This window comes from Flavobacterium sp., assembly GCF_036405015.1.
In the GTDB taxonomy this organism is placed as follows: domain Bacteria; phylum Bacteroidota; class Bacteroidia; order Flavobacteriales; family Flavobacteriaceae; genus Flavobacterium.
Genome location: NZ_DASWYK010000235.1, coordinates 1 through 11,906, shown reverse-complemented (window position 1 = coordinate 11,906; position 11,906 = coordinate 1). Strand labels below are relative to the sequence as shown.

The 11,906-nt window shown below is 34.6% G+C and carries 12 protein-coding genes; 6 read left to right on the top strand and 6 right to left on the bottom strand.

From position 1 onward, the window contains the following. Positions 1–52 precede the first annotated feature (52 nt). The 4 genes from VGE71_RS20285 (at position 53) to VGE71_RS20270 (ending at position 4,039) form a co-directional block, all read left to right on the top strand. Positions 53–973, top strand: a complete 921-nt coding sequence (locus tag VGE71_RS20285) for a tyrosine-type recombinase/integrase (RefSeq protein WP_331139925.1) — start codon at positions 53–55, stop codon at positions 971–973. Positions 974–979: 6 nt separating this feature from the next. Beyond that, on the top strand, positions 980–1,846 hold the full coding sequence (locus VGE71_RS20280; RefSeq protein WP_331139924.1) for a tyrosine-type recombinase/integrase: 867 nt from the start codon (positions 980–982) through the stop codon (positions 1,844–1,846). Positions 1,847–2,564: 718 nt separating this feature from the next. Beyond that, positions 2,565–3,398: an RHS repeat-associated core domain-containing protein gene (locus VGE71_RS20275; RefSeq protein WP_331139997.1), complete on the top strand. Its 834-nt coding sequence runs from the start codon at positions 2,565–2,567 to the stop codon at positions 3,396–3,398. A 2-nt stretch (positions 3,399–3,400) separates the two neighbouring features. Then, on the top strand, positions 3,401–4,039 hold the full coding sequence (locus VGE71_RS20270) for a hypothetical protein (RefSeq protein ID WP_331139923.1): 639 nt from the start codon (positions 3,401–3,403) through the stop codon (positions 4,037–4,039). A 114-nt stretch (positions 4,040–4,153) separates the two neighbouring features. Here VGE71_RS20270 and VGE71_RS20265 read toward each other — a convergent pair whose 3' ends face one another. Further along, complete coding sequence (locus tag VGE71_RS20265; RefSeq protein WP_331139922.1) at positions 4,154–4,366, bottom strand: hypothetical protein; 213 nt, start codon at positions 4,364–4,366, stop codon at positions 4,154–4,156. 1,261 nt (positions 4,367–5,627) lie between these two features. On the opposite strand from VGE71_RS20265, the gene VGE71_RS20260 reads away from it, so the two are divergent. Further along, complete coding sequence (locus VGE71_RS20260) at positions 5,628–7,196, top strand: recombinase family protein (protein ID WP_331139921.1); 1,569 nt, start codon at positions 5,628–5,630, stop codon at positions 7,194–7,196. A 327-nt stretch (positions 7,197–7,523) separates the two neighbouring features. Continuing rightward, on the top strand, positions 7,524–7,976 hold the full coding sequence (locus tag VGE71_RS20255) for a response regulator (protein WP_331139920.1): 453 nt from the start codon (positions 7,524–7,526) through the stop codon (positions 7,974–7,976). Between the two features lie 354 nt (positions 7,977–8,330). Here VGE71_RS20255 and VGE71_RS20250 read toward each other — a convergent pair whose 3' ends face one another. The 5 genes from VGE71_RS20250 to VGE71_RS20235 all read right to left on the bottom strand — a co-directional run bounded on the left by VGE71_RS20250 (position 8,331) and on the right by VGE71_RS20235 (position 11,501). Further along, positions 8,331–8,780 (bottom strand): response regulator, encoded by a 450-nt coding sequence (locus VGE71_RS20250; protein WP_331139919.1) that lies wholly within the window; start codon positions 8,778–8,780, stop codon positions 8,331–8,333. A gap of 420 nt (positions 8,781–9,200) precedes the next feature. After that, positions 9,201–9,425, bottom strand: coding sequence for a DUF1214 domain-containing protein (locus tag VGE71_RS23310; protein ID WP_414656184.1), 225 nt, complete (start codon positions 9,423–9,425; stop codon positions 9,201–9,203). Positions 9,426–9,475: 50 nt separating this feature from the next. Next, entirely contained in the window at positions 9,476–9,724 is a 249-nt protein-coding gene (locus VGE71_RS20245) for a hypothetical protein (protein WP_331139918.1), read from the bottom strand. A 19-nt stretch (positions 9,725–9,743) separates the two neighbouring features. Next, positions 9,744–10,742, bottom strand: a complete 999-nt coding sequence (lpxD, locus tag VGE71_RS20240; protein WP_331139917.1) for a UDP-3-O-(3-hydroxymyristoyl)glucosamine N-acyltransferase — start codon at positions 10,740–10,742, stop codon at positions 9,744–9,746. A gap of 453 nt (positions 10,743–11,195) precedes the next feature. After that, on the bottom strand, positions 11,196–11,501 hold the full coding sequence (locus VGE71_RS20235; protein WP_331139916.1) for an RNA-binding protein: 306 nt from the start codon (positions 11,499–11,501) through the stop codon (positions 11,196–11,198). Positions 11,502–11,906 lie beyond the last annotated feature (405 nt).

The window sequence follows — 11,906 nt, the reverse complement described above, 5'->3', positions numbered from 1 at the left end:
CTAAGAATGAGAAAAAGAACATAAGAAAACTAAAAAATTTAAAATAAAGTTTATGAATAAAACAATACATACAGAGTCATTTCAAATTCTAATTGAAAATTACGATCGCTTTATAACAGTTAGAAATTACAAAGTAGGCAAAAGCAAAAATCTCTATTATAATCCAATAAAAGAATTCCTGATTTGGATAGAAGACGCCGGAATAAGAGACATAAAGAAAGTAACCAGCAAAGAGTCTGTCAAATATTATGAATATTTAATTTCAAGGCCAAAGCATACAGGCTCTGGAACACTTTCAGAAAAAACGATAAAATTCCATCTGTTCACCTTGGGGTTGTTTCTCACTAGTTTATTGGAAAATAAGGAAATCAATGAAAGTTTTTATATTCCCGGGTACGCTGATCATGGCACTAAGAAACATCGAAATGCATTGAGTGTTGATGAGATAAAGATGCTGTATAAATATTGTGAAAATCATCAAGAGAGTGCCCTTTTATCCGTTGGTTACGGATGTGGACTAAGAAATGCAGAGATTGAAGCTTTGGATGTAAAAGATGTTCAATTTGCTACAGGAATGTTGGTAGTTCGAAAAGGCAAAAACGGTAAAAGGCGTGATGTTCCAATGAGTGATGCTGTTGTAGGGCACTTGAAGAAATACATAGAAGAACGTTATAAAATACTGCCGTCGAGTAAGGCATTACAGGAAGCACTTTTTGTAACTTCTTCAGGAAAACGTATGGACGGTGAACAGATGAACGATATGCTTAAGAAAATGAGCGTGCAGACCAATAGATTTGAACTGATTCAAAAGCAAATTACTCTTCACTGTCTGCGTCATACCATCGCACATCACTTGGCTCAAAACAATGCCGGGATTGAGTTTATAAGAGGGTTTCTTGGCCATGCCCAAATAAATACAACCTATATCTATGCAATAAAGAACAAGAGATCAAAACCAGTAACCACTTTTTAAAGGATCATGGCAAAAATATTATTAGAGACGTACTTAAAAGAAAATTTAGCAGAAAAAACAGCATCAAGCTACCTGTATACAATCAATCATTTTTTAAAAGTTAATCCAAAAGCCAAAAGGTTTAAGTATCAGGATATTTTAGATTATATGACTGAGGTCGGAAAAACGCAGACAAATACCGATTATCAGGTACGAATATTATCCGCAATTAAAAAATATTATGATTATTTAGTAATGTGCGACGATAGAAACGATCATCCATGCAGACATCTAACAATCAAAAAGATCAATAACCGGATGATTCAGGTACAGGATTTGTTCAGCACTGAAGAATTACAAATGCTGTTGGGAAGAGAAAACCGCTATCAGCACTTGGATTCCAGAAACCAAGTTTTGATATCATTATTGATCTATCAAGGTCTCAGCAGTCAGGAATTGGTTAATTTAAGAGTGCAGGATATTGATTTGGATGCAGCTACGATTTATATCAAGGGAACGACAAATCAAAAGAAAAGAACTATGGAATTAATGAATAAACAGATGATCATATTTTCAGAATATATTAATGAAGTGCGTCCGAAGTTACTTAAGGGAACTTCTTTTGCATTATTGTTAGGCAAACTTGGCAGGCCTATTTCGGTTGATGGAATCCATGCTGTTTTAGAGCCACTTAAAATGTTATTTCCTGATCGTAACCTTAATCCCAAGACTATTCGTATGAGTGTAATATGCAACTGGCTTAATGAAAAGAAAATATCACTTGAAAAAACGCAAGAACTCGCAGGACATAAATGGCCTGGAACTACTGAGAAGTATATTAAAGTTAATAATTTGCAGCAACGTGAAATGATCAATAAATTTTATCCTATTTGATAATTGATTATATTTGAGATATATAACCAATAAAAATTATAAAAGATGGGACTTAAAACCGGACCAAAAAGAATAGCTACATCAACAGGTAAGCCTGACCAGCGTCAGCGTGATAACAAGGGCACTCCCGGAAACACACCATCATTAAAACCGTCTAAAAGTTCAAGTAAAAAGTAATATTAATTTTTTCTGAACAGACTTTAGAAAGCGGTTAAATTGTAAACCTATCATTAATTTGATAGGTTTTTTTTATGCTCTATAATTAGATCTTGATTCTGATTTTTATTTTGAGAATGTTACCAATGATAACAACTATTTGTAAAAATGATTCTTCAATTTGTAAATAAATGACTTGATTTTTTTATTGTTTGAGCATGTAAAATTATGTGTCCTATTTTTTTTCATGTCACAAAATTACTTTCGCAAGCAAAGTTACATGTTGTAACCATCAATCAAGAAATCATTATTTCAATTTGTAAACGAAAATATAAAATCAAGACCTATGGAAGAACTAATAATTGTTTTGGCATTTTTTCTCATAAGACATGCAATGAATATGACTTTCCCCAAAAGAGGCAGAAAAGCTACTAAATGTGATACTCTGTTATTAGGTTCTCTACCAATGAGTAAAGCTTTTAACGCAATAACAGCTTATTTCAATCAAAAAAAGAATCTTTTAAAATGAAAAATATTACATTTGAACCGGTAGGATTAAAAGATATGGACGTTCTTATCACTTAATAGCAGATTTGCAAAACCTTATAAGTATAAGTACAATGGCAAGGAGCTCCAAGACGAACTTGGGCTTAACTTCTACGACTATGGCGCACGTAATTATGACCCAGCACTTGGTCGATGGATGAACATTGACCCGCTGGCAGAGAAATCTCGTAGATTTAATCCATATGTTTACGCTCTTGATAATCCAGTATACTTTATTGACCCCGATGGTATGATGGCTCGTCCTCCTGATTGGTTTGTTAATAGAGAAACTGGAGCTGTAGTTCATGTGGAAGGTCAATCAAAGCTTACTCAAACAACAGCAAATAAAATTGGAGCTGGAGATGCTAAAAAATATGATAGATTTGGAGCTGACAATATGTTTGGAAATAATAATGAAAAAGCTAATAAGATTAGGGAGTTAGGGGCTAGTAGAGTTGAAAATCCAGAAAAATTTATAGAAAAGCAAGGCTATAAAATGGCTGACCAAGTTGAAATGGTGGAGAGAACGTATGAATCAAAAGGAGCTTTTGACAGGAGTGAAAATATAACAAATAATTTTAGTGATGGTGGAAAACCATTAGGTGATTCGAGAATTACATATGTTAAACCTGATGAATTGAACAAGAAGACAGATGTGTCTACAACCATTTTTAAAGGGAATTTCAATAGTATTGAAAAGAGTACGTATACCCTTACAACACCGCATGGGCAAAAATCACCTTCGGAAGGTTCCACAAATTCTATGGCTGTAGAAGCATTCAAAATTTTGTACAGTCTTTTTACAGACCATATGGATTATACTATTAGAAGTTTAAATAACTTAAATTAATTATGAAGAAATCAATATTTTTAAGATTGTTATTTATTACGATTATGTTCGTGAGCTGTAATGGTCAAGTAATAAGTAAAGAAGATATTAATGCATACGTTAAAAGCAAAAGTGAATTTGACAAAATTTTAACTTCTCATTTTCCAGATAAACTTCTTGCATATCCGTATACAATTATCAACAATAAAAATAAAGCGAAAAACGATATTTGTTTCATGCTATACGAATATGAGGTAGATTCCTTAAAAATTGATTCAATATTAAATAAATATCATTTTGTTGCTAAATATACATCCCAAGATTCGTGTCTTTTTTTAATTAATAGATTCGAAACAAAAGATACTTATGAAAACAGAAAAAAGGTTGAAGTATTAGATTCACTTCAGGTAAATAAAGATTGCTATAAAATGAAGTATCCTGTACCAAATTTTGAGGTTTATAACCCTACAGATGAAAATAACATGAAACTAGATAAAAGTTTTAATATTTTTGTATTAGATGCTAAATCAGGAAATCATTTTGTAAATTTCGATTTACTACCTAATCTACAAATGCCTCATAAATGGCAAAATGGATACTCAAAAGGAATAGCAATTAGCAAAAAGAGTAAGACTTTAATATATTGGGGCGTTATTTGGTAAGAAATGAATAATGTGTTAATGTATCAAATGTGTTGATAAAAAAGAAATATTAAATTCCATTTATAACAAATAAGCGTCGATCCTGCGGAGCAGGATTAACGCTTATTTTCTTTATTAAGGTTTTATCAGACTTTTTAATTTTGAAATCATTGAAGCTGTTATCAGTACTCCATCATAATCATTATACTTCTGTTGAGCAGTCTGCTTACTGAAAAAATCCAGAAGTTCTGCCATTTCTACGTTTGAACGGTCAATGCCACAAATGATTTTAAAAACATCTTCAACGTCAAATGATAATTGGGGCAGAATATCGTAAAGATTTATCATTTCATCCAGAGCATATTTTGGCAATAGTTCAAGCGGGAATAGACCATTTTTTTGCTTTAGTCTAGCAACAATTATAATTGAAAAAATGAGAGTGAGAAATTCAAATAATTTTGAAATATTGGATCATTTTAGAATGAGATTTCATTTTCTGAAATTGAATACATCTAGAAAAAAATAAGATATTATAAAGTCATATTTTTTAGGTGTTCGAATCCTGTTAAGTTATCGAATGATAAATTAACTATTTGTATTGTTTTTTATTCAAATATATACCCTGATGCAGCTAGCTCTTAGTTTTAAAGAAAAAAAATAAAAACAAAAATTACTAGAAGTTATCGTATTTACTAGTATAAATAAAAAAAGGCGCCAATTGTCTTCAATTGGCGCCATTTGGCTTTTTGTGACCTCGACAGGACAAATTACAACATCATTTTTAGATGATTTGAAGAGATTGGCTTTCTATATGTAATGGTCTGTCTTCCATTGGCTTTGTAAATTTGGTTTAGATGTCCTGTTGGGGATTGATGCAAAAATTATAAAAACTAAAGTGGTTTATAGCAATAAACTAATATACAATTCTACAACTATCATCGAGGATTTGAAAAGAATGTTTTAAGTTAAGACGGAATTGTCTTTCTTTGGCTCTATGAATTAATTGATTTGTTGTTCTATTGGAGTTAAAAATTGGTTTATTTCTTTCTCGAATTATGGTTTTCCGTAGTATGGAATGAAAGTTATTAAGAATATTTGTGATGAGTACAAACAAATTATTTAATAATCTAAAACAGTTTGCTATGGAAATTCAAGCCATTAAGCCGGGACCGAAACCTAAAAAAGAGGACGGTACTCCCGATAGAAGACCGCGTGTTAATCCACCCAATAAGGAAAAGCATCCGGAGCTTAAGCCACATAAGCATAAGCCAGGGGCTTAAAAGGGGTGACTGTAGCCCTCCAAACCGTGTAGTCGGTTTAGAGGGTTGTATTTATGACAAATCTGAGGTATAAGTACCGATCCTCTGCAAGGATGTTTCCTGTATTGTACGAAGCAATGCTACGTAGTATATTTAGCAGTTTTTCAAGAATCACAGATTAAAATATAAGATTATTTTAATGCTGGCTGGTAGATTTTTATTGTTCAAAATACAATTTACTGATAAACTTGTAAGTATATGTAGTTTACATTTAGCATGTTGCGTATCTAATAATTTCCTAAATTTTACGTTTTAAATAATAATGATTTCCCCGTAAAATCTACCTGCTTATGCCTGTGGTTTATCTGTACATACGAGTTAGTACCGATGAGCAGGCTGTAAAAGGATATTCCCAGCGCAGCCAGTTAGAACGGCTTGTGCATTACTGTAAATATAACAGTCTGGTTATTGCTGAAACGATATTTGAGGATTTTTCGGCTAAAACATTTAACCGTCCGGCGTGGAATAAATTAATGACAAAGATCAAATATCTTGAAAATTCTCCCACAACTATTCTTTTTACATACTGGGACAGATTCAGCCGTAATATCACAGATGCCTACATAATGCTTGAGAAACTTCAAAAATTAGGAGTATCGCTCCAAGCCATAGATCAGCCGATTGATTTTTCCATACCCGAAAGCAAGATCATACTTGCCGTATATCTGGCCACATCTGAAGTTGAAAATGATAAGAAAAGCCGGAACGTAAGTTTAGGTCTTCAGAAAGCGAGACTGGAGGGACGCTGGATAAATAAGGCTCCTTTAGGATATAGGAATAAAATAACAGCAGATGGGAAAAAGTATATTGCTGCTTATGCCCCTGAAGCTTTTATAATTAGGGAAGTGTTTGAAGAAATAATTAAGGCAAAAAGAGTTACGCTGTCAGAGATATATAAAGAGGCTTTGGCTAAAGGCTTAAAATGCAGCAGAAGTGCCTTTTATATATTAGTGCGAAATCCTATTTATTGCGGACAGATCAAAATTCCTGAAACAGGAAATGAAAAGAGCAGGATTATTGACGGACTGCATTCAGGAATTGTATCAGTGGCACTTTTTGAACAAGTACAAAAAAATTTAAGAAATCTAAGAAACTCTAGACTTGTTAAAAAGAAAAGAGTTCTTAATGAAAACTATTTATTAAGAGGAATTCTGCTGTGCCCAGATTGCGGAAAAACACTGACAGGAAGTTCTTCACAGGGAAGGAGCAGGAAATACTATTACTATCATTGTACCGGAAAATGCAAATATAGAATCAGGGCTGACTATATTAATGCGGGTTTTCAGATGTTTCTTCAGGATATCAAGATTGATGTTTCTTTCTGCAAAAGAGCCAATGATTTATTGAAAGAGATTGATAAGGGAAGACAGCAGGACTATCAAATAAAAAAGCGTGAGATTGGAAAAGCAATGGACGGATCAATTGATAGAAGCTTAAATGCACATAGGCTTTTTTCAGAAGGAAAAATTGATTATGATGATTATTTTCTGATAAAAGAAAACTGTAAAGCTTATTTGAAAAAATATGCTTCGGAATTGCGTGAGCTGGCCTTAAATGCAGGGTCAGGGATTTATGCAAAGAATGCAGGTGATAGTATATTCCATCGCTTAGCAGAGGTTTACGAGCTGTCAGATGTATTAATGAAACAAAGAATTGCGAGGCTGTTTTTTCCTGAAAAAGTAATTGCTGACGCAAATATTCTCAATATGCTTCCAGAATTTATAAAGAAAATATTCGGGTTAGAATTAGCTAAAAATCGCTCAATGAAAGAGCAAGATTTTAATAATGATGAGATGATAAAAAATTTTCTAAATGAGATTGCATTGTTAGCCTTTGAGCAGCAGTTGAAAACAAATTAAGAGAATGTATATAATAAGGAGAACAAAATATTTGATTTAAATTGGAACCCGTAAAATTTGACGGCAGAAATGGTGTCAAATCAGTATTTGATTCTTTTCAACGTAAATTCTTACTAGTAAATTACATAATTCCCATTTTTAGCATGGAAATTGTCAAACTATTTTACTTTTAATTGTTTCATAATAGTGGTAGAACTATCTTTAAACATTATTAACCGGATAACGGATATAATTCCATTTTTTAAAAATTTACAAAGGATTATAGAAATATAAGCGGCTGCAGATTCTTAGATTATAGTTTTATGTTTGCCTGACAAACTAAATATAATGCCCGAGCCTGAAAATTCCAAAAAGATTATATGTATTGCTGACCATGATGAGGACGACCGAATGCTGCTCCATGAGGCATTACTGACCCTAAATCAGCCATTTGAGATTCTAGAGATCAGCACAAGAGACCAGCTTACAGACCAGTTATCTAAATTGTCTGATATTTTTCCTGATTTTATTTTTATCAATACTAGTATGCCTGGCATAGAGATGGTTCATTGCATTGAAACGATCAGAAAGGAAACCAGATCAGGCATGAAAGTGAATATAATTATTTATTCCACTGACAGCGAGAGATCTAGCGTCGAAAAAGCATTTGAACAAGGAGCAGATTTTTATGCTGTCAAGCCGAGTAATTATAAAGATCTTAAAAAGCTGGCAGGAACTGTAATAGAAATGGAATGGGAGACTTCTGAAGATGGCGGCAGGATATTTCACATTGGATTTTAATATTTAGGCATGCTGTCTTATTTCTATTGCAGCCACGCTTCTTTGGTCTTTTAATGTTATATTGTGCTTGGCTTTGCAGACGATTTTGAATATCTGCAGAAAATTTGCAGGCAGATAGATGCACGGAAGAAAATTATGAGGCAACATTCTTTCATACTTTCATAAAATTTTGACTGGCAGATTTTGTGTAAACCTGTCTTGGCTTTTGTGGCGGAAATGTTTAAAATCCATTATTTTTTTATGATGAATGGATTCGACTTTTCTTGGATTAACGTGAAAATTGAATAGCACACAGTATGATATTTGCAGTGCCTAATTAATTTTCCGCCATTTTTTAGTGACCCAAAGGAGTCTTTATATCTTGACGTGGAAGTTTTCAAAAGCTGGCTGGAGATTATCGGGCTGCGACACTAAAGATAATGCTTTTTTTATAAGAATAGGAAGATGGCTGTATACAACTGGTTTTGTGATAAAATAATTTGCCCCAAGGGAATACATTTTTTCGATATCCGCAGCATTGCTGCTGGTGCTGAAAACAATAATGATATGCTTTTTTAAGGCATCCGAATTTCTGATTTTTATAAGACATTCCTCTCCAGACATAATAGGCATATTAAGATCTAGGAAGACCAGTTCTGATTTAGGAGTTTGGGGATTTTCAAGAAGACTGATCAATTTGGCTCCATCATGCAAAATGGAGAGTTTCAGATCAGGAAAGTGGTCCCTGACTGCTTCGGCAAAAAAGTCGCAGTCATCGATATCGTCGTCTGCCAGCAAAATGTGATTAAATAACCTTTTGGTCATATTTTTTGCGTTAATTCAACATAAATCAAATTTACAGCTTTTCAATTTCAATTCCAAATTAAGGGTTTGCTGATGCCGTGCATGTTTCTAACTGCAATATACCCTAAGGAGCGGAAATGCAGGATTTGTAACAAAATAAAATTTAATTTTTTACATAATTCCCATGTCAAACATGGGAATTATGTAAGTTTTTGTTAAATTATATATTTTTAAGAGTAGTCTGCTATAAAAAGAGGCTAATGATAAAAATACTTGCCATGATGCCATGAAAAATTAAGTAATGAAAATTTGTTGGGTGAATTAAGCTATTGGGTGACATGTGTTTTTTTATTATGCATGGAATCTTTATTATCTGCATTTCATATTCGCCTTTTTTGCATCCTCATTTTTTGTCTTAGATAAAGTTTTATTACGAGCTAATTATCCTGCTGGTTGAGGCAGGGGCATTTTCCAGATATCGTTAATGACATCAGGCTTTGGACCATAACTTGGAGTAACAAACATGAATTTTTCATTTTTTGGAGAGAGAAGCCAATTGCTTTCTTTATCCTTTCCCGGTGAGGTGCTTTGCAGGTAGATAATCAAATCCCCGTTGGCTTCATATTTCAGCGCTTTGGTTTTATTGATGATAGAGTATCTGTCAATTTTTAGAGCTCAGTGCTCAGTACATCAACCATGCCGGCAGTATAACGCATCTAGTTCTTTCCCGTAGCAGATGGTGTTTTTGGTTCTTTGGACAGCATTCTCTTGTGGCTTTCTTTGACCGTGCGGCTTTCAGCAGCCATAGATGTGAAATGTCCATGTTCATCCACGTAGATAATCATGCTCTGAAAGCCTTTGCCCTTGAGGTTGTTAGTTTTTCTTTCAAGCTTCCTGAGTGCTTTCTGCTTTTTAAGAACAGCTTTTTTCTTGTTATTTTCTTTTTTGAAAAATGAGTCGGCCATATTTCCCTTCAGTATTAAATTAAACTATTGGATTACTTTTTTTTTCTTTGATCGATGCCCAGTGTTTCAAAGTAACAGCAGCTTTAAGAGCAGGATATCCTAATACGGTATCACCTGGACTGACATCGGAGATTACTCCCGATCCGCCGCCGACGGTAGCTCCGTCTCCAAGTGTGACATGATCCTTAATGCTGCTTCCCCCTCCGATGACCACGCCTCTGCCAAGTTTCACAGAACCCGCCAGTCCGCTGTTTCCTGCTATGATACAGTGCTCGCCTACAATGCAGTTATGCCCAATCTGTACCAGATTATCGATTTTACAGCCATTTCCAATAACAGTTGAGGCGAATTTTGCGCGGTCTATGCAGACTCCCGCACCGATTTCTACATCATCACCGATAACAACATTTCCGATATGGGGGACCTTTACGAGTCCTTCAACAGGACACTTCACAAAACCAAACCCGTCGGCACCGATAACAGCATTGGAATGTATGATTGTCCTTAGGCCGATGCGACAGTTTTCACGTATGACAGTCCCAGGCCATATAACAGTTCCAGAACCGATAAAACAGCCGTCAAGCACGGTAACGTTAGGGTAAATAGTGACATTATGTTCCAGTTTGCATCCTGCGCCTACGTAGACGCCGGCTCCTATTTTTGTTTGATCGCCTATTTCAGCGGACTTATGGATTACTGCAGAGTGATGGATGTTGTTTTCAAACCTGACAGCCGCAGGTCTGAAAAGTTCAAGCACTCGGCACATAGCCAGCTCAACACTGTCTACTTTGATCAGTGCCCTGCCGGGGCCGGGATCTAGGACGCTATTCTTATCCACAACAGCAACAAGAGCTTTGGATTTCGGCCAAAGCCTTTCAAATTTTTTGTTTCCGATAAAAGTAATCTGATGTGGTTGGGCAGTTTCAGGGCTCCCAGCAGAGGATACCCTTGCCGACGTTTTGCCGTCAGTTATGCCATGAAGATGTGTGCAGATCTCATGTACTGAAAATTTTTTCATGTAAATATGATTATTATGTATGGCAGTATGTTAAATTTATAATTTAGCTGGCAACCGCCATACAATTGATGATTATAAAAAAGTAGCGGCAGTTGTACCTGATGCCTTTCGCAGGTAGGTTTTCAGCTCTGATTTTAAAAAAAAAGATAATTCCTGTTATAAAAAAAAGGTAAAGTCTAATTCCATGCCTGCTAGAAGCATTATGATTTATTGGTTTCAGATTAGTGTCTGAAACAAGGCAATTTATTATAGTAATAACGTGAAAAAATTAAATCTCACTTTTTAATGTTTATAAGCTCCTATTAATATAAAAGAGCTTTGAGTCTCTTACCAACAGACCTATACGCTTTTACTCCAGAGTGTTTTAGCTTTTTAAAGCAGTATCAGCCATTATGCATCAGCTCTATGTATATTTGACCGCTGGTCTGATCAGAGCATTGCCAGAGATTGCAGCTATCTTCTTTTGTCCTTTGAGTAATTTGATGCACCTCTGTTGGAGCTGTAGTTCAAAACATCAGGCTTAGGTCTGGCTTCGTTTACCACTAAAGTCTGGCTGTCCAGTTTGGAGTTGTTCAGCCCTTTTATTGCTTTTTCAGCGTCAGATTGGTCAGGCATTTCAACAAAACCGAAGCATTTTGAGCGGCCTGTAAACGGATCTATAATTATTTTTACAGAGGTTACTGTTCCATAAGCTGCGAAAGCGTCGCGCACCTGATCCTCTGAGGTTCCAAACCCCAGTTTTGCTACAAAGATATTCATAATGTAAAATGTTTTAAAAATTAAGGCGGCTGTATGCCTAAACTGAAGAGTAAGGGAGGACAAATTTTACAAGATGGACAGATCTGCTTATCAGAGTGAGCATTGGCAGAATACCAATTACAGCAAAGATAGCATTATATATTTATCGCAGGCATGTTATTAAAAAAAAGTTTTAAAAAAAAAATGAAAATCAGTGATTTAATGCTGTGTTCCTAAGTTTTAGGATGTGTTTATTTTAATCTTTACAGCTGCAATACGTTATTATCAGCTTTAAGAATAAAACAATTTTTTGCTTCGGTAGAACTGGAATAAATCGATTTTCATCTTTAGTTATGTAACAACTAATATTTGGATGTGATACGAAAAATGTAGAAAAAGTTAAAGGGGGCTTTGCCTTATTTTTCA